This is a genomic window from Qipengyuania gaetbuli, assembly GCF_020171365.1.
GTDB classification, from domain to species: Bacteria; Pseudomonadota; Alphaproteobacteria; order Sphingomonadales; family Sphingomonadaceae; genus Qipengyuania; species Qipengyuania gaetbuli_B.
In genome coordinates, this window is record NZ_JAIUZO010000002.1 from 188,976 (window position 1) to 207,351 (window position 18,376).

General features: G+C 66.2%; 16 protein-coding genes and 1 tRNA gene. 3 read left to right on the forward strand and 14 right to left on the reverse strand.

Annotated elements, in window-relative coordinates; all coding sequences use genetic code 11:
- Positions 1–34: 34 nt before the first annotated feature.
- From addA to LCL94_RS01380, 8 genes are all read right to left on the reverse strand, one after another.
- Positions 35–3,499 (reverse strand): double-strand break repair helicase AddA, encoded by a 3,465-nt coding sequence (gene addA, locus LCL94_RS01345; protein ID WP_224830666.1) that lies wholly within the window; start codon positions 3,497–3,499, stop codon positions 35–37.
- Positions 3,496–6,516, reverse strand: a complete 3,021-nt coding sequence (gene addB / locus LCL94_RS01350) for a double-strand break repair protein AddB (RefSeq protein WP_224830667.1) — start codon at positions 6,514–6,516, stop codon at positions 3,496–3,498. Before addB ends, addA begins: the two co-directional genes overlap by 4 nt.
- Positions 6,509–7,231, reverse strand: coding sequence for a nucleotidyltransferase family protein (locus LCL94_RS01355; RefSeq protein WP_224830668.1), 723 nt, complete (start codon positions 7,229–7,231; stop codon positions 6,509–6,511). Before LCL94_RS01355 ends, addB begins: the two co-directional genes overlap by 8 nt.
- Positions 7,228–8,217 (reverse strand): aminoglycoside phosphotransferase family protein, encoded by a 990-nt coding sequence (locus LCL94_RS01360; protein WP_224830669.1) that lies wholly within the window; start codon positions 8,215–8,217, stop codon positions 7,228–7,230. The genes LCL94_RS01355 and LCL94_RS01360 overlap by 4 nt, the downstream gene beginning before the upstream one ends.
- Entirely contained in the window at positions 8,214–8,666 is a 453-nt protein-coding gene (gene tsaE / locus LCL94_RS01365; protein ID WP_224830670.1) for a tRNA (adenosine(37)-N6)-threonylcarbamoyltransferase complex ATPase subunit type 1 TsaE, read from the reverse strand. Before tsaE ends, LCL94_RS01360 begins: the two co-directional genes overlap by 4 nt.
- Positions 8,663–11,005, reverse strand: a complete 2,343-nt coding sequence (locus LCL94_RS01370) for a PAS domain-containing sensor histidine kinase (protein ID WP_224830671.1) — start codon at positions 11,003–11,005, stop codon at positions 8,663–8,665. The genes tsaE and LCL94_RS01370 overlap by 4 nt, the downstream gene beginning before the upstream one ends.
- 89 nt (positions 11,006–11,094) lie before the next feature.
- Complete coding sequence (ahcY, locus tag LCL94_RS01375; RefSeq protein WP_409996151.1) at positions 11,095–12,525, reverse strand: adenosylhomocysteinase; 1,431 nt, start codon at positions 12,523–12,525, stop codon at positions 11,095–11,097.
- A 123-nt stretch (positions 12,526–12,648) separates the two neighbouring features.
- Positions 12,649–13,053 carry an S-adenosyl-L-homocysteine hydrolase gene (locus LCL94_RS01380; protein ID WP_224830672.1) on the reverse strand — a complete coding sequence of 135 codons (405 nt, stop codon included), beginning with the start codon at positions 13,051–13,053 and terminating at the stop codon, positions 12,649–12,651.
- A gap of 231 nt (positions 13,054–13,284) precedes the next feature.
- Between LCL94_RS01380 and LCL94_RS01385 the strand changes: the two genes are divergently transcribed.
- Together LCL94_RS01385 and LCL94_RS01390 are read left to right on the forward strand one after the other, a co-directional pair.
- Complete coding sequence (locus tag LCL94_RS01385; RefSeq protein WP_224830673.1) at positions 13,285–13,764, forward strand: peroxiredoxin; 480 nt, start codon at positions 13,285–13,287, stop codon at positions 13,762–13,764.
- 78 nt (positions 13,765–13,842) lie between these two features.
- On the forward strand, positions 13,843–14,103 hold the full coding sequence (locus tag LCL94_RS01390) for a hypothetical protein (RefSeq protein WP_224830674.1): 261 nt from the start codon (positions 13,843–13,845) through the stop codon (positions 14,101–14,103).
- Between the two features lie 30 nt (positions 14,104–14,133).
- Here the strand turns inward: LCL94_RS01390 and LCL94_RS01395 are convergent, their stop codons facing one another.
- The 4 genes from LCL94_RS01395 to LCL94_RS01410 form a co-directional block, all read right to left on the reverse strand.
- Positions 14,134–14,535: a hypothetical protein gene (locus LCL94_RS01395; protein ID WP_224830675.1), complete on the reverse strand. Its 402-nt coding sequence runs from the start codon at positions 14,533–14,535 to the stop codon at positions 14,134–14,136.
- A gap of 74 nt (positions 14,536–14,609) precedes the next feature.
- On the reverse strand, positions 14,610–15,221 hold the full coding sequence (gene folE / locus LCL94_RS01400) for a GTP cyclohydrolase I FolE (protein ID WP_224830676.1): 612 nt from the start codon (positions 15,219–15,221) through the stop codon (positions 14,610–14,612).
- Positions 15,218–16,777 (reverse strand): phospholipase D-like domain-containing protein, encoded by a 1,560-nt coding sequence (locus LCL94_RS01405; RefSeq protein ID WP_224830677.1) that lies wholly within the window; start codon positions 16,775–16,777, stop codon positions 15,218–15,220. Before LCL94_RS01405 ends, folE begins: the two co-directional genes overlap by 4 nt.
- A gap of 1 nt (position 16,778) precedes the next feature.
- Complete coding sequence (locus tag LCL94_RS01410) at positions 16,779–17,270, reverse strand: hemerythrin domain-containing protein (RefSeq protein ID WP_224830678.1); 492 nt, start codon at positions 17,268–17,270, stop codon at positions 16,779–16,781.
- A gap of 87 nt (positions 17,271–17,357) precedes the next feature.
- On the opposite strand from LCL94_RS01410, the gene LCL94_RS01415 reads away from it, so the two are divergent.
- Complete coding sequence (locus tag LCL94_RS01415) at positions 17,358–17,756, forward strand: metallopeptidase family protein (RefSeq protein ID WP_224830679.1); 399 nt, start codon at positions 17,358–17,360, stop codon at positions 17,754–17,756.
- A 56-nt stretch (positions 17,757–17,812) separates the two neighbouring features.
- Here LCL94_RS01415 and LCL94_RS01420 read toward each other — a convergent pair.
- A tRNA-Arg gene (locus LCL94_RS01420) sits at positions 17,813–17,889 on the reverse strand.
- Positions 17,890–17,933: 44 nt separating this feature from the next.
- The gene (locus LCL94_RS01425; protein ID WP_318245558.1) at positions 17,934–18,356 is read right to left on the reverse strand and encodes a (deoxy)nucleoside triphosphate pyrophosphohydrolase; all 423 of its coding nucleotides are present in this window, start codon (positions 18,354–18,356) and stop codon (positions 17,934–17,936) included.
- Between the last annotated feature and the right edge of the window lie 20 nt (positions 18,357–18,376).

Consider the following 18,376-nt stretch of genomic DNA (forward strand, 5'->3'; position numbering starts at 1 on the left):
CGTGTCTGGCGCCGATGTGGTGCGGCGGGGGTAATTACTCAAGCGGCGGCAGGGCAAAGCTTTCCTGCCGATCCGGGAAGGCGGCCTTGTAGGGTGCGAGAGCACTTTCGGGCAAGGCGATGAGTTGCGGGGTCTGGGTATAGAGCACCGCGGCCGAAACGCGCCGCCCGGGATAGATCGCCTCCAGCGCGGCGACATAGGCCGCCATCTGGCGCAAGGTCGTCTCCGGCACCGCGCCAAGCGAGGCAGGCGGGCGGCGCGCGGTCTTGAAATCGACCACCGTGACCGTGTCGTCCGTCACCAGCAGGCGGTCTGCAGTGCCCATGACCACCTGCCCCTGCACGGTCGCGGCCAGCGGGATTTCCGCCAGCGCGCCGGGCGCGAAGATGGCCGCGAAAGCCGGTTCGCGCAGCACGTCGAGTGCGCGGGCAAGCATTTCGGCCCGCTCGGCTTCGGGCAGGTCGGGCGCCTGTTTCGCCAGCCAAGCGGTTGCCCTCGCCTCGCGCTCGTCCTCCACCACTTCGGGCAGGCGTTCGAGCAGGGCGTGGATCAACACGCCGCGCCGCGCGGCACCTGCCGCGATTTCGGGTGGCAGCGGCGGATCGCTGCCCTCGACCTCGCCGAGGCCGGAGGGAGCGAGCGGGCGCGGCGGCCGCGGTTCGGGGCCTACGGGTCGCTGGGCCCAGTCGGGCAATTCGGTTCGCGGTTCTGCCTCGGCAGAGGGCGGCGGCAGCTTGGCATCGCTCAGCGCGCCCCATTCCCAGCGCGCACCCCACAAATCGTCTTCCAGCGCCTCGTCGCCGAACAGCGGCTTCAAGCGCGCGTACCAGCTGTCCTCGTGCGGGCCGTTCTTCGCATCGCGCGGGCCGAGCGAGCCGCCGATGAACAGCGCTTCTTCTGCGCGCGTCATGGCGACGTAAAGCAAGCGCCAATGCTCCTCCATCGCTTCGGCTGAGGCAATGTCTTCCGCTTCACTCAACGGTCCGACCTTCTCGTCCTTTCGCAGGCCCGGCAGCGGCACGGGATGGACAAGGTCGGTGCCAATCGGCCTGTCGGCCAGTTCGAGATCGCCCGCACCGTCCGGCCCGATGGCGGCATCTGCGAGGATCACGATGGGCGCCTGCAGGCCCTTGGAGCCATGCACGGTCATGACGCGGACCTGGTCCCCGCCCTCGCCCGCCTCGCGCTTGATCTCCCCCTCGCCCGCATCGAACCAGCGGATGAAGCCCTGCAGGCTCGCCACATGGGCAGAGGCATAGGCATTGGCAGCGTTGAGCAATTCGTCGATCGGGTCGTTCGCCTCGCGCCCCAGCCGTGCCACCAGCGCACGCCGGCCATCCATCGGGCCGACGAGTATCCAGTGCAGCAATTGCTGCGGGCTGTCGTAATCGGCGCGGCGCAGGATCTCGCGTAGATCGGAAACCGTCTGCACCACGCGTGGGTGCTTGCCCTCGCGTAAATGCTCCCACAGGCGCACGCCCTTGGGGCGGAAACCGTGTTCGAGCAGCTCTTCCTGCGACCAGCCGACCAGTGGCGAGACCAGCAGACTTGCCAGCGTCAGATCGTCGAGCGGCTGCGCTGCGAAGCGGATGGCGGCCATCAGGTCCTTCACCGCCAGCGGATTGCCCAGCCGCAGGCGGTCTACGCCCGCAACCGGCACGCCGTGGCGATAGAGCCGCGCGACGATCAGCGAGGCGAGGTCGCGGCGCTTGCGCACCAGGATCATCACGTCGCCCGGCCCCGCGCGGCGCGGCCGGTCGCCTTTCACCAGCGGGAAGCCGTCGTCCATCCAGCGCTTCACTTGCCGCGCGATGCGGTCGGCGAGCTTGCGGTCGTGCTTGCCCAGCCAGCTGTCGTCCGCCTCGCCCTCTTCCATCCCGCTGTCGGCATGGATGGTATTCCACAGCGCCACCAGGCCGGGGCGGTCCTGCCCCTTGTGCGCTTCCGCCGCGCGGTCAAGGCCAAGACGTTCGGACCCGATCGCACCGATCGCCGCATCGACAAAATCGAGGACGTTGTCGGCGGTGCGGAAGCTCTGGCCGAGACCGTATTCCTGCAAGGTGCGCGCCCGCTGTGCCCCGCGTGCCTCGTCCGCAGCTTCGGCGGCGCGGCGCATCCGTTCGGCGAAGCGGTCCCGCGCCTCGGCGAAATTGCGCGGGCTGGTGCCCTGAAAGCCGAAAATCGCCTGCTTGAAATCGCCCACGGTGAAAATCGTGCGGATATGGTCCGACCTTGCGCCTTCGCCCGAGAAGAAATCGTCGGTCAGCGCCTCCACGATCTGCCACTGGGCGCGGTTGGTATCCTGCGCTTCGTCGACGAGGATATGGTCGAAACTACGGTCGAGCTTGTAGCGGATCCAGTCCGCCACCGCCGCATCGGAGAGGAGGTGCGCAGCGCGCTGGATGAGGTCGTCGAAATCAACCAGCCCCTCGCGCGCCTTGGCCTCCTGCCAGCGCAGCGCGAAAGCGCGTCCGGCCTCCAGCTGCGGGGCGAGGAATTCGGCCAGGGCGAGCAGGGCCCGCCGCTGCGCCACGCGTTCGATGCCCTCGAGCACCTCTTCGATCCTGCCGCCATAGGACGGGTCGATCTTCTCAAGGTTGCCGAGCCTGCTCGGCTCGCCCTTCTTGGTCAGCAGCGTGCCGAAGAAGCCGTCGAGCATGGCCAGCCGGTCCTGCGTTCCGGCGGCCAGCCACGAAGCGGCGAAATCGGCATTGTCGAGGCCGGTCTTGGTGCCCCATTCCGCATTGATGCGGCTGCAGGCAAGCAGGCTGGCGACTGGAAACACCGCGTCGCTGCAGGCATCGCCTACCCATTCGGGCCCTGCATCGCCCGGCACGCCCAGCACGCGCCGGACCGCGCCGGACAAATCGCCCTGCCAGCCGGGCAGCTTCCACAGATCGAGGTAGCCGGCGCATTTCATCAGCCAGCCCCGCACAGCATCGGCGCCCTTGCGGCGGCTCATCTCCGCTATCGCTTCCACGAAGCGCGGATCGCCTTCTTCCAGCAATTCGCCCAGCACCTCGCGGCTGAGGAGATCGCGCTCGCGGTCCTCCATCGGCTGGCTGCCGGGCAGGATTTCCGCCTCTGCCGGGAAGGCGGCAAGCAGGTATTGCGCAAAGGCGTGGATCGTATCGATCCTGAGGCCACCGCCCGGGCAATCGAGCACGCGGGCAAAGAGCGATCGTGCCCGCGCCCGCGTATCGGGATCAGTCCGCGCGCCAAGGTTGCCCAGCTCTTCGGCCAGCTGCGTGTCTTCCATGCGCACCCAGCGGGCCAGCACCTCGTTCACGCGCACGGCCATTTCGGCCGCACCCGCCTTGGTGAAAGTCAGGCAGAGGATTTGCGACGGGTCCGCGCCCTGCTCCAGCAGCAGGCGCAACACGCGCGCGGACAGCACCTGCGTCTTGCCGGTGCCTGCGCTGGCCGACAGCCACACGCTTTCCTGCGGGTCGACCGCATCGCGCTGGTGGCCGACGAGGGGATAGACCTTGCCGCTCATGCCTCGTCCTCCTCGACGTCCATGTGCGGCAGCCATTCCTCCAGCCGCATCAGCTGGTCATAGGTGTCGTAGGCCGGGTAATCGGGGTTGAACCGCGCGGTGAAAGGATCGTCGCCCTTGATCCAGCGCGTGATGGCATCGGTCAGGTAGGTCTCGGTCTCGGGCAGGAAGTCCTCCGGCTCGATACCGGTACGCTTGTTGCCGATCTTGAGCGGGGTCTCGACATAGCCGAAGTCGAAGGGGTTGGTGTCCGGCTTTGCCTTGGCGAGCGACCAGTATTCGAACGCGCTCGCCTCGCCCTTCACGCCGCCGAAGCCGCTTTCGCCCGCCATCATGCCGAGCAGGCCAAGCTGGAGCGCGAACCCCTGTTCCACCATCTTTGAAGACGGGGGCGATCCGGTCTTGTAGTCGACGATGCCCAGCGTCCCGTCGGCGAAGCGGTCGAGCCGGTCGATCTTGCCGTGGACGCGCACGCCGTCGACATGCATCTCGCCCCACTGTTCCACCGCCACGACCTCACGCCCGTCGGCATGGGTGATCTCGTGCTCCACCCATTCGAGCGCCTGCTGCAGCCGCGGCTGCCACAGCCCGCGCATCAGCGGGTGGACGTTGCGTGCCTCGAACACGCGGTCCATCACCTCTGCGATCGGCACCTTGGGATCGGCCTCGTGCCATTGCTGGAGGATTTCGTGCGCCACCGTGCCCTGCCAGGCAGGCGAGGGTTCGGCATCGAGCGCGTCGAGTTCGGCTAGCTGCATGATCTTGCCGGCGTAGAACTGGTAGGGATCGCCCCGCAGCCGGTCGAGCGCGGTGGCGGAAATGTCGACCAGTCGCTGCTCGGCAGACGGCATGGGCTTCGGGCGCGGATAGGGCGCGGCAGGGTCCGCCCGCGAAATGGCCTTCGCCAGTTCGACCGCGCGCTTTTCCTCGTGGCGGGACAGCTGGTCGCCCAGCAGCGCCTGAACCCGCAGCAGGAAACGGCTGGGGATGGCAGGTCCGCCCTCGTCACGCGCCGCACGGCTCAGCACGACTTCGGGCGCGCCCAGCGTCCCGGCAAGGTCGTGCGCGGAAAGGCCGATGCGGAAATCGCTGCCGGGCACGCCGAGATTGCGCAGTACCGGCGGGGCGAGCAGTGCATCGACGCTGCCGCGCGCGGGCCATACGCCCTCGTTGAGGCCGGCGCAGATGACGAGATCGGCCCGGTTCATGCGCGCCTCCAGCAGGCCGAGCACCTGAACGCGCGCATGGCCGCCATAGGGCGGGCGGACCGCCACCTGCTCCATCGCGTCGGACAGGAGCGCGGCGACGTCGCGCGGGGCGACGGAAAACCCTGCCTCGCGGGCATGGAGGCGGAAATCCTCCACGAACGAGGCTAGGCTGCGCCCGTCCTCGCGCGCCCATAGCCGTTCGCCGCACAGCGCCTCGGCACTGGCGGCCAGCGTATCGATGAGGTCGCCGAGCGGCGCGGCGGCATCGTGATCGCGCGCCACCAGCGGTGCGAGCGCGGCTTCGGCAGCCTCCCAGAACTTCGCCACATTGCCGTGCTTTTCCGACAGCTTGGCGACGGTTTCTCGCACAGGATCGAGGCCCGCTTCGAGCCGCGGCCCGCGCAATTCGCGCTCCACCCGGCGCAGCTGGCGCAGCCACACGCCGCGTTCCATCCCGCCGCTTGCCAGCGGGTGGCCGAGCAGCGCCATCAGCGGCACCGACATGGCATTTTCCGCCATGACCTCGGCAGCGAGCAGGAAGGCCCGGCCCGCCGCCGTCTGCGAGAGCGGGCGACCGGCGGAATCGTCGGCGAGTATGTCCCAGCGTGCGAGGTGATGCACCACGCGGCGGGCAAGCGCGCGGTCGGGCGTGACGACGGCGACCCGCTTTTCAGGCTGCTCGACCGCCTCGCGCACCAGCAGGGCGATGGCCTGCGCCTCCTCTTCGGGATTGGCGCATTGCATGACCCGCACCCCGGCAAGTCGGCGCTTTTCGGGCGGCAGGTCGACCCAGACCTTGCTCGCTTCGGGCGGGAGGAACAGCGCGCCAATGGCGTGGCTGCGCTCCGGCGGAGCGGCAGTCATGCCCTTGCGGTGCCATGGCTGCACTTCCTCGCGGCGCACGCCCATGCGATTGAGCAGGAGCTTGAGGTGGTACTGCGGGTGCGTGACCGCATCCTCGCGGTCGAAGACGGTGTCGTCGGGCGTGGGGCGGTTGCCTGCCCTGCCCAGCTCGTCCCACACCTCGCCGCTCATCGTGAGGTCGAAGTCGGGCAGGATCACCGCGCCCTGCGGCAGGTCGGCAACCACGCGCAAGAGCCTCGCGAGCGCGGGCGCGGCGCTGGTCACACCGGCCGCGACGATCGGGGTTGCAGGCGGGTTCGCCTTCCAGCGGGCGGCGGCATGGTCGAACAGGCGGTTGCGCCTTGCCGCTGCATCGAGCGCGCCGTTCGCTTCCAGCCACGCGAGCCATCTGACCTGCACGCGAGCGAATATCCGCAGCGATTTCTGCCAGTGTTCGGACAGGCTGGGGTGGATCGCGAGGACCTTCTCGTCGAGCAATTGCTCGGGCCCCACGTCCTCCACCAGCAGGCGGTCCATCGTCGCGCCGGTTTCGCGGGCGAGGCGTAGCAGCGTCGCGCCCTTGGGGGCTTCGGCGCCCATTTCCTCCGCAATCAGCGCGGCGAGCGCGAACATGCGCCGCTGCGGGTCGATGGCGGGCTTGATGTCGCTGGTGCCGAGCGGGTCGAGCAGCGGGCCCAGTGCCTCGTCGAGGTCGAGATCGCCGACCACGGCCATGCGCGGCATCAGCAGGCCGGGCGTGCCGTTCTCGCCCGCATGGCGGATGAACGCCTCGGCAATCGTGCGGCGGGCGCGGCTGCTCGGTAACAGGAGCGTGAGTCGGGCAAGGCCGAGCCCGTCCTCGGCATAGCGCGGGACAAGTCCCGCCACGAGCGCATCGGCAAAACCGCGGTGGGCGGCGATGGAGTAGACCTTCGGCTGGTTTGCGACCCTGCCTTCCTCAGCCACCCGTCAATGCCTCTTCGGTAGGCCTGATGTGCTGCGGCGTGCCGACTTCGTACCACAGGCCGGTGAAGGCGACGCCGAACAGGCGGCCTTCGGTAATGGCGCGGTCCCACAGGATATTGGTCGAGAACTTGCCGTCGGGCGCATCGCGCAGCAGACGGTGCGAGACCAGCTGGATGCCGGTGTAGATGAAGGGCGCAATCCGGCCGGGCAGCTTGCGCTTCAGCCGACCTGCGCCGTCCATGTAGAAATCGCCCGTCCCGTCGAAATTATGCGCCCGCGCATGGGTCACGACCAGCAGCAGCGCGTCCATGCGGTCCGGGTCCCAGGCATGCGAGAGGTCGCGGAAGGCGTTGCGCGGCCCGTCCAGCCAGATGCTGTCGGCATTGCAGGCGAAGAAGGGGTCGGGCAGCAGGCCCGCCTTGCTCGCCTTGACCATGCCCCCACCCGTTTCGAGCAGTTCCGCGCGTTCGTCCGAGAAGGTGACGGAAGGGCTCTTGCGGGCCTTGAGATGCGCCTCGATCGATTCCGCAAGGTAGTGGACGTTCACCACCGCCTTCGCGATGCCCGCATCCTCGATCCGGTCCATCGCGCGGTCGATCAGCGGCTTTCCGGCAACGCGCACCATCGGCTTGGGCATGGCGGCGGTCAGCGGACGCATCCGCTTGCCGAGGCCTGCCGCCATCAGCATCACCGTGTCGGAGGCGAGATTGGTCATGCGATCTCCCCGCCATGCGCATCGCGCAGCGCCTGCGGGATATTGGCCTCGAACCACGCCGCGACTGGGGCGAGCGCTTCGTGCTGCAGGTCGCGTTCCATGGCCTTCCACACGCGCGGGATCATGCGCAGGTAACGCGGCTTGCCGTCGCGCTTGTAGAGGCGCGTGAAGATACCGACGATCTTGGCGTTCCGCTGTGCACCGAGGCGGGCGTAGTCGGCCTCGAAATGCTCGTCCGGATCGGCAGCCGCGCGGTAGCGGCACATCATGTCGTGTTCGAGCTGTTCCGACACGTCGCGGCGCGCGTCCTGCAGCAGGCTGACGAGGTCGTAAGCCTTGTGCCCGACCAGCGCGTCCTGGAAATCGATGATGCCCTGCTCCCCGCCCAGCTTGCCTGGTTCGAGCAGCATGATGTTCTCCGCATGATAGTCGCGCAGCACCGTCACACCGGGCTGCTGGCGCTCGAGCAGCGGCGCGAGCGCCTCGTCCCATGCGCGGGTCCAGCCCGCTTCATCGACCGAGAGACCTGCGGCAGGGCAATACCACTCGGTGAACAGTCCCGCCTCGCGCTGGTAGACGGCCATGTCGTAAGGCTCGAACGGACCGGCGGGCAGGCGGTGCAGCTGCACCAGCGCGTCGATCGCCTGCGCATAGACGGCCTGTTCGTCGCCCGGATGCTCGTCGATCCATTCCTTCATGCGGAAATCGCCGAAATCCTCGGTCAGGACCCAGCCCTGTTCGGGCAGTTCCGCGTAGATTTCCGGTGCGCGCATGCCATTGGCGGCCAGCCAGTGCGCGACATGGAGGAAAGGCGCGGGATCTTCATGCGGGGGCGGCGCATGCATCAGCATGGCGCTGCGCCCGCCCATGCGCAGGCGGAAATAGCGGCGGAAGCTGGCGTCCCCGACCAGCGGCGCGATTTCCGCCCCCTGCCATGCGGTGTCGCCAAGAAACTCGTGAATGCCCTGCGGCAGCGTGTGGTTCATGGCATCCGCCCTTGCCAAGCTTCGCCCGCCGCGACAACGGCCCTGCGCCCCTCGCCCACGGTTTCCAGCGTGATTTCGAGGCAGGCTGCCTCATGCGCGAAGCCGCCTGCGTGATCGGGCCATTCGGCGATCAGCGCGGCACCTTCGCGGTAATCGTCGAGGCCGATTTCCTCCGCTTCGGAAGGATCTTCGAGCCGGTAGAAATCGGCATGGACCAGCGGCACGCGCAGGTGCTCGTAGGTCTCGATGATGGTGAAGGTCGGCGACGGCACTTCGCCTGCATGCCCCAGCGCCGCGATGATCGAGCGCGCGAGCGTGGTCTTGCCTGCCCCCAGCCCGCCCGACAGCGCTACCACGTCACCCGGCTGCAGGCGGGCCGCGATGCGTTTGCCGAATTCCTCCATCGCCGGGAGGTCCGGCAGCGGTTCGATGACCGGCGCGCTCGTCACGGCAGCGTGATGACCGCGCTGGTGCCCGCATTGCGGCGGCTCTGGATTTCCAGCGTCCCGCCATGCGCTTCGACCAGCTGCCGCGCGAGCGGGATGCCGAGGCCGTGGCGGCGCTCGATCCCCTTGCCGTCGGCCGCCATGCGGATGCCTTCCAGCGCGCGGGCGAGTTCGTGCTGGCTCATGCCGCGCCCGTTATCTGTGATGGAAATGCGGTTGAGCCCGCGCTGCTTGGCCACGTCGATAACGATGCGGCCGCCGGGCGGCGTGTTGCCGATGGCATTGTCGAGCAGCTGGCCGATTGCGCGCTGCAGCTGCTGCTCGTCCGCCTCGACGATCTTGTTGGCATTGCCCTTGAGGTCGAGCGTCAGGCCGCCGTCGAGGATCGACTGTTCTCGCTTGCGCACGATCTTCGTCAGCATCGGCAGCAGCTCGACCCGCCCCTTGCGCAGCGGCATCAGCCCGGCTTCGGACTGCGATAGGTCGAGCACGTTTTCCACCTGCTCGGTCAACTTGCCGACCGACTGGGTGATCGCCGCCACATATTCCTTCGCCTGCGGTGTCAGGTCGCCCGCCAGCCCGCTCTCCAGCATTTCGGCAAAGCCGCCGATGGTCGTGAGCGGGGTGCGGAATTCGTAGCTCATGTTGGCGAGGAAGCGCGTCATCACCGCGTCGGCTTCTTCCAGCGCGCGGTTGCGTTCGCGCAGCGCCTCTTCCGCCTGCTGCGAGGCAGTGACGTCCATCACGGTGAGGAGGCCATTGCCGTCGGGCAAAGGAACGCCCGCGTAATCGAGCGTGCGCCCGTCGGCGAGCTCGATACGCCCTTCGCGGTTCTTGCGGTCGAGCGTCGCCGAACGGATAGTCTGGCCGATCTGAGAGACCGCCTTGGGATCGGCCAGCTGTCCGGCAATCGCTTCCAGCAGCTCTTCTGCCTGCGGATGGTTGTCGAGCACTTCGCTGTCGAGACCCCAGGCGCGTGGGAAACCGCGATTCCACAGTTCGAGATGCCCGTCGGGCGCGAAGACGGCGAGCGCTTCGAACAGGCTGTCGAAGGTCGCCGTGCGGGTGCGCAGCAAGGTGTCGCGCGTGGCGGACAGGTTGAGCTGTTCGGTCCGGTCTTCCGCGATCAGCACCAGCCCGCCGTCGGGCAGCGGCTGGGCGACGACGCGCAAATGCGTGCCGTCAGACAGCGGCCAGGCCATTTCCTCCGGCTCGTCCTTCTGGAACCAGCCGACTAGTTCGCCGCGCCATGCGGGAAAATCGCGCACTTCGGGAATGCGCCCGTTCTCGCGCGCGACCATCAGCATCTGCTCGAAAGTGGTGCGTTCGTTGACCACGCCCGGCGGCAACGAGAAGACGCGGTGGAACGGCTGGTTCGCAAAGGTCATCCTGCGCCGCGCATCAAACTGCGCGACGCCGATCGACAGCTGGTCGAGCATGGACCGCTGCGCTTCGCGGAAAGCGCGGAATTCGCGGGCCTGCTCTTCCATTTCCTCGATATCGACCGCGTATCCGGCGATCCCCTCGCCCATCAGTGGCAGGTCGGTCACGCGGATCGTGCGGCGCGCGTCCTTGATCGTGGCCGACACGATACGCTCGATCGGCTGGCGGCGGTCGGCGGCCTGCTGGGCGACTTCGGCAGCCGTGCGTCCGCCGACAGTTTCGACCAGTTCCACCTGGTCGGTCACGACCTGGTCCGCGCTGGTGCCGCCCACCGCCTCGACATAGGCGCGGTTGACGAGCCGCAGGTGCATGTCTGCGCCGCGGAACCACATCGGCATGGGCGCGGCCTCGATCAGGCCGACCAGCGCGCCGAAATCGTCACGCGCACGCGCAGCCTCTTCGCCGAGGCGGGCAAGTTCGTCTTCGGTCTCGGTGAAATCGAATACCCAGACCAGCGCCGCGCCGCTGGGCGACACGGCCGGGTCCGCCAGCGCGCCGCGCAGGGCCAGTGTCTTGCCCGAGCCGGGCGGGCGCAGCGACATCTTGAACGGCTTGGCGCTCTTCTGCGTGCGGCGGACCAGCGTGGAAAGCTGTTCGATCTGGTCTTCGGCAAGACCGGTCCCGTCCTCGCGCGCCAGTTCGCTGAGATATTCGGGCACGCGGTCGAGGCCGAGCCAGCGGGCGAAGCGGTCGGGCGCCTCGATCCGGCCGTCGCTGCGCACCATCAGCGGGATGGCGGGGCCTTCCTCGACCATGCGCGCAAGCCGCAAGGCTGCCTTGCGATGCGATTCCGCCGCCTGCGCGCGATTGGTGGCGCGCAGCATCAGCCAGACGGCCGCGCCGGTCCACACGGCCAGCAATACGCCGATCAGGGGAAGGAGTGCGGGCGAGACTTCCATTACCCGCCAGCTATGCGGCCAGCGGCGGGGATGCAATGCCCCGCCGCCCTATTGCCTTGCTTACCCGCCGAAAAACGGGCGTTTTGCGATCAGTAGCGGTAATGTTCCGGCTTGAACGGGCCTTCGACCGGCACGCCGATGTAGTCCGCCTGCTCCTTGCTGAGCTTGGTCAGCTTGACGCCCAGCTTGTCGAGGTGGAGCGCAGCGACCTTCTCGTCGAGGTGCTTGGGCAGGACGTAGACGTCGTTTTCGTAGTCGTCCGTGTTCTTCCACAGCTCGATCTGGGCCAGCACCTGGTTGGTGAAGGAACAGCTCATCACGAAGCTGGGGTGGCCGGTCGCGCAGGCGAGGTTCACCAGGCGGCCCTTGGCCAGCACGATGATTTCCTTGCCGTCGGGGAACTTCACCAGGTCGGTGCCGGGCTTCAGCTCGGTCCACTCGTAATTGTCGAGCGCGCTGATCTGGATCTCGCTGTCGAAGTGGCCGATGTTGCAGACAATGCTCATCGGCTTCATCGCCTTCATGTGTTCGGCGGTGATGACGTCCTCGTTACCCGTGGTGGTGACGAAGATGTCGGCGCGGGTGACCGCGTCTTCCATCGTCACGACCTCGTAGCCTTCCATCGCCGCCTGCAGGGCGCAGATCGGGTCGATTTCGGTCACGAGCACGCGTGCGCCGCCGTTACGCAGCGACTGGGCCGAACCCTTGCCGACATCGCCGTAACCGGCGACGCAGGCGACCTTGCCCGACAGCATCACGTCGGTCGCGCGGCGGATCGCGTCGACCAGCGATTCGCGGCAGCCGTAGAGGTTGTCGAACTTCGACTTGGTCACGCTGTCGTTCACGTTGATCGCCGGGAACGGCAGCTTGCCCTGCTTGGCAAGGTGGTAGAGGCGATGGACGCCGGTGGTGGTCTCTTCCGAAACGCCCTTAATGGCCTTCACCGTCTTGGTGAGGTAGCCCGGCTTCTTCTTCACGAAGTCCTTGAGCGCGCGCTGCATCTCGATTTCTTCGGCATTGGTCGGGGCCGGCATTTCCTCGCCCGCCTCGATGCGCGCACCCCACAGGGCGAACATGGTGGCATCGCCGCCATCGTCGAGGATCATGTTGGCGGTGCAGTCCGGGTCCTCATCGCTCGACCAGTCGAAGATGCGGCCGACATAGTCCCAGTATTCGGCCAGGCTTTCGCCCTTGATGGCGAAAACGGGAATATCCTGCGCGGCGATCGCGGCAGCGGCATGGTCCTGCGTGGAGAAGATGTTGCAGGTCGCCCAGCGCACTTCGGCGCCCAGCGCGGTCAGCGTCTCGATCAGTACGGCGGTCTGGATCGTCATGTGGAGCGAGCCGGTGATGCGCGCGCCCTTCAGCGGCTGCGCAGCGCCGTATTCCTCGCGCGTCGCCATCAGGCCCGGCATTTCGGTTTCGGCGATGCGGATTTCCTCGCGTCCGTAATTGGCGAGCGAGATGTCCTTGACGACGTAGTCGGTAAACTGGGCCACGAGCGGTCCTTTTCGTTCGATAGGATGGAACGGGTACCGCGCATACGAGAAGGGGCGGCACTGTTAGCGCCGCCCCTAGCTTGTGATTTATGGGAGGGCAACAGCGCCCCCTCTGCCGCCCTCCCTTGCGTATCCCGAAAGGCCTCAGCGCCGCGCGTAGCGGCCGCCGCCTGCCGGGCGCGGACCCAGCAGTTCGTCGGCGGCCTGCGCCAGCACGGCAGGATCCCTCGACTGCGAGAGGTCGGAGGTGATTTCCTTCAGTTCCGAACAGCCCAGCCAGGGATGGCCCTGTCCGTATTCGTTCGCCATTCCGACGCTCATCTTGTCGAGCGCCCGCTTCGCGCCGCGCGCGCCGTGGCGCTTGACGAGGCCCTGCTCCATCCGCCGTGCCGCACCGTTCAGCGTGTGCAGGTGGTTGGAAGAGAACTTGCGATAATGGTGCTGGAAGTCGTCCGAACCCATCCGGCACCGAAGCGAAGTCACCATCAGCATGATGTCCAGCTTGCGGATCTGCTCGTCGCCCGTCCCGGCGCTGGCAGTGGTAGGCACGCAAAGCAGCGCAGCGGCAGATGCCGCAAGCGCAATATCCCTCAGATTTTTCATAGTCCCTGGTCTCCCTTCGCGAGCGACCCGTTGCCCGCGATGGAAAACATGAGTGCAAAATTTTACCGGGAGTTAAAGCCGCGCAGTAAACCAACCTTAACCATCCGACTCCCTTGCATGCACGGCTCGTCGCTCTACATCGTGAGTGTGGATGGGAAGACACAGGAGTTTTATCAAATGACAATCGCTGTTGGCGACAGCCTCCCCGATGTGAAGCTGGTGAAGGCGACGCCCGATGGGCCTCAGCAGGTCCAGTCGAGCGAGTATTTCAAGGGCAAGACCGTGGCGCTGTTTTCGGTGCCCGGCGCGTTCACCCCGACCTGTTCGGCGCGCCACCTGCCCGGCTATGTCGACAAGGCCGAGGAACTGAAGGCCAAGGGCGTGGACGAGATTGCCTGCACCGCGGTCAACGACGCTTTTGTCCTGGACGCGTGGAAGAATGCTAACGAGGCCGGCGACGTGACTATGCTGGCAGACGGCAATGGCGACTTCGCCGAAGCTGTCGGCCTGACCATGGACGGTTCGGGTTTCGGCATGGGCAAGCGCGGCCAGCGCTATTCGATGCTTATCGAGGACGGCGTGGTGAAGCAGCTCAACGTCGAGGCGCCGGGTGACTTCTCGGTATCGAGCGCGGAGCACATGCTCGAGCAGATGTAAGCCTGCAATCTGTCCCGATTGCGGACAATCCTGCGCCCCGTCTTGCCTCGCAGCAAGGCGGGGCGCAGTCTTTGGTGCATGGCAGAGGGCAAAAACAGCGGCGACGAGAACTTCGGCATCCTGCTCGGCTGGAGCTCGACTCCGGCGGGAGAACGCATCGCGCTCAAGATGCAAAGCACCCGCAAGATCGTCGAAAGAGACGAGGACGTACGCGAATTCCGTTATTTCCTGAGCAAGGAACAGGCGGTCCAGCTGGGCAATTATCTCTTCACCGTCGTCGGCGAAACCGCCCCTGCCCCACGCAAGCGCGGCTTTTTCAGGCGCCTGATGGGCGGCTGATCATGGCTGGTAGGCTCCGGCCGGTCCTGCTCAACCTTCCGCCTTGGTGAAAAAGGCGGCTGTCATCGATCCTTCGGCCAGACCGCTGCAGCGCGAGCGCCACAGGCGGTTGTTGCGCGCGACGGCTTCCTCCGAATGCTCCATGCGCTTGGCATCGGCGAAACGTTCAAAATCGGCTGCGTGCTGCGCATTGACCGCCTGTTCGAGCCGCGCGCGGGCTTCGGTTTCAGTGAGGCCGCTTGCCATGGCGCTTTGCTGCGCATCCCTCGTCCAGCCGACTAGGCCATCGCGGTCGACCGTGTAACCCAGCTGTTCGCAGGTCTGTACCGAACTGACCGCAACGGCGATCTTCTCGTACTGCTCCGAATAGTCGGCTTGGGCGGCGGTTAGTCCGATCGCAACGAACGGAAGGGCCGAGACTAGAATTCCCATGGCAAGTCCTCTCCTGTTGATGCCCGGGAACCTGCGCCCCCGATACTGTCAGCTGGATGAACGGATCGATTGCCTCAACCGTAACCCATCAGGCTGAGCACTTCCTTGCGGCTGCGCTGGTCTTCGAGGAAGGTGCCCATCATCCGGCTGGTGATCATGCCGACGCCCGGCGTGCGCACACCGCGCGCGGTCATGCAGCTGTGCGCTGCCTCGATAACCACGGCCACGCCCTGCGGCTGGAGGTGTTCCCAAATGCAGTCGGCCACTTCGGCGGTCAGGCGTTCCTGCACCTGCAGGCGGCGGGCGAAGCCGTGGAGCACGCGGGCGAGCTTTGAAATGCCGACCACGCGGTCGTTCGGCAGGTAGGCGATTGCCGCCTTGCCGATGATCGGGGCCATGTGATGTTCACAATGCGACTGGAAGGGAATGTCCTTGAGCAGCACGATCTCGTTGTAGCCGCCGACTTCCTCGAACACGCGGCTGAGATGGTAGCCGGGGTCTTCACCGTAGCCGAGACAATATTCCTTCCACGCGCGCGCGACGCGCGCGGGCGTATCGACCAGCCCTTCGCGGGTCGGGTCGTCGCCGGTCCATTCGATCAGCGTGCGGATCGCCTGCTGCACGTGTTCGGGTACGGGCGGCTTGCCGCGCGGGTCGTCTTCGTCCGGTCCTACAAGGCTGCTCATTTGCCCCATTTTCCTCTGATTCTGCTGCGAACCCTCTCGAGCCGCGTTCCCTTGCGGAAAAGCCCGCCCTTTGCAAACGGCTCGAACATGTCGTCGGGATCTTCGGGGTCCAGCAGGCTGCTGTGCGCAACCTTCTTTTCCGCCTCGGTCAGTTCGGGCGGATGGTATCGCTTGAGGTTGCGCCCGCCTTCGCTGACGGTGTGGTCGATCATGCCCGCCATCGAACCGTAGCGCGCCAGCAGGTCGGGCATCTCGCTTTCCTCGACCCCGCAATGCTCGGCCAGCAGCGAATGGCGGATCGCGCGGATGGCGTCGACAGCGTGCTCGTTCCCCTTGCGCGCCGCATCGACGAATACGTCGCATTCGCTGTCCAGCCCCATCGACCGGTTGTTGAGATTGGCCGAGCCGATGCGGAAGATCTCGTCGTCGACGATCATCATCTTCGCGTGCACGTAGATCGGGGTTTCGCCGCTGTAGGGCATCCAGATGCTGAAGCGGTGGTTATCGTCCACTTCCTCGATGCAGCGCACCAGTTCGGCGCGGGCATGATCCATCGCCTGCTGTTCGAGCCAGCCGTCGGCATTGGCGGGATGGACGATCACGACCTCGGGCGGGTCGTCCTCCTGCATCCGAGCAAGGATTGCTTCTGCGACCTTGCGCGAGGCGAAGTACTGGCTCTCGGCATAGATGAACTTCTTCGCCCGCTGGACGTGCTGGACGAACAGCGCCTCGATTTCCTTCACCGCGTCCCAGTCGCGATAGGCGGCACGGGTCCGGGCGATGCCGACCTCCACGTTCTCGAAGGTCGGCTCCAGTTCCTTGGGCCACAGGCTGTCCGTCCGCGCCTTGATCGGCAGCAACGGCTTGCCGCCGGCGCGTTCCCAGCGGTCCAGACCCAGCTCGCTTAGCGCGTCTGCAATCGCGCCTTCCATCATCATGGTCGCATCGTGCCAGGGCTCGTAGGCCTGGCCGCGCGGCGTCTTGCGATGCGGATTGTCTTCTTCGTGGTCGCGCGTGTCCCAGCGCTTCACGGTCATGTCTATCCCGCCGCACACAGCCAGCCGGTTGTCGAGCACGGCGATCTTCTGGTGGTGGCTGCACCCGGTGGGGTGCGCGCTGTCGAACTTGAAATCGATCCGGCGGTGCCGTGCCCAGCGCATGAGGTCCCACCACATCGAGCCGCGCACGACGAACTTGAAGATCCCGAAGCTCCATTTCAGGATGCGGATCTCCAGCGTGGGACGGTGGCGCACCAGCCACGAAAAGAAGCCCCCCAGCCGTGAGGGAAATTCGCGCCGGTAAGGCCTTTGCCACCAGCGGCGCCCGTCAGTGAGGTGGATGCGCGTATCGAAGTCCCAGCCGATCAGGAAAATGCGGTGCTGCGCATTGAGCATCGCTTCCTGCATGGCGGCGAAATAGTCCGCCGCATCGATGATCACGCGCGCACGCTCGACCTTCTCGTAACGCCACACGCCCGGCTCGACGCCGTCGTCGAGCCGGGACACGCGTTTCGGATCGACCGGTTTTTCGGTGTCGTCCCCCACCCCCGTGGCCATCCTATTCCTTGGCGTCCTCTTTTTTCTCGGGCGTCACCTCGGCCTCGGCCTTCTCTTCCTTCTTCCGGCGTTCGAACACCTGGCGCATGTGCTTCATGTCGTCGTCTTCGAGATAGTTCTCGAAATCGGGGAAGTGCTCTTCCTCTTCCTCGTCGATGTGGTGGCGATAGTCGTGGGCGAAGGTCTTGAACTTGGTCAGCCAGCCGCCTTCCGACATGTCGGTCGCGGCAAGGTCGTTGAGCGCTTCGTCCAGCTCGTGATGTTCCGCGACCGAGTGGCGCGTCTCGTCCGTGGTCGGGGGCTTGCGCAGCATAGTCGAATAGAGCGCCTGCTCTTCGGCTGCGGCGTGGGCCTTCAGCTCCTTGGTCAGCTCCGTGAATAGCTCCTTGCGCTCCTCGCTCTCGCCGCTGGTGTCGAGCAGCTTGTCGATCAGGTCGCGGTGGCGGTCGTGATCTTCCTTTAGGCGTTCGAAGATTTCGGTGGCTTGGGTCATCGGGTTTCTCCTTTGCCTTCCTGAACAGGCGAAAGCCGAGCGGGTTCCGTTCTTGCAGGATGCGAATGCGCGACTCATATGAAGGCGATGCTCCACCTTCGCCCCGGCCCGACCCAGCAACAGATGCAGCAGATGGCGGAAGCCGTCCGCGCGACGCTGCCCGCGCAATTCCGCGAGCAGATGGAAGAGATCGTGATGAGGGTCGAAGAATTCGCCACGGACGAACAACTCGCCAGCGTCGGCCTCGACGATAAATGGGAGCTGAGCGGCCTTTACGAAGGCGTGTCGCTGCCCGACCGGTCAATCTGGGAAAGCGGACGCCAGCCTGCCCGCATCTGGCTGTTCCGCCAGCCGCTGATCGCCGAATGGCGCGATACGGGCGTGCGGATGGACGAGCTGGTGCGCCATGTCGTGATCCACGAAGCCGGCCACCATTTCGGCTTTAGCGACGACGACATGCACTGGCTGGAAGACCAGGAAGACTGATTTCACCGGCGCCGAAACCAAAAAAGCCCACGACCCTTGCGGGTCATGGGCTTGTTTGGCGCGCCAGGAAGGATTCGAACCTCCGACCGCCTGATTCGTAGTCAGGTACTCTATCCAGCTGAGCTACTGGCGCGTTGGAGGGCGGCACATAGGCAGGTGCTCTGCCCTTGGCAACACCTAATCGGGCATTTTTTCCAGCAGGCGTGCGGCAAGCGCGATATCGAGCGGCGGCTTGTCCAGTCCGGCGATGGCATCGGGCGCGAACCAGGCGACCTCGCCGCCTTCCAGCGCTGCCACCTCGCCCGTCCAGCGGCTGCAGGTGTAAAGCAGGATTACAATCGGCGCCCTGCCCTCTCCCTGCGCCTCTTCAGCAAAGCAGCAGGGCGCAAGGTCGGCTTCGCGAATCGCGATGCCCAGCTCCTCGCCGATCTCGCGAACCAGCGCAGATGCAGGCTTTTCAGCCGGTTCGACCTTGCCGCCGGGGAATTCCCACAGGCCGCCGTGATGCTTGTTTACGGGTCGCTTGTGCAGCAGCCAGCGCCCGCTTGCGTCCTGCAGGGCCAGCGCCACCACGCACATCCATGTCGGATTATTTTCCAAAAGCGAGATCCTTCGAAACC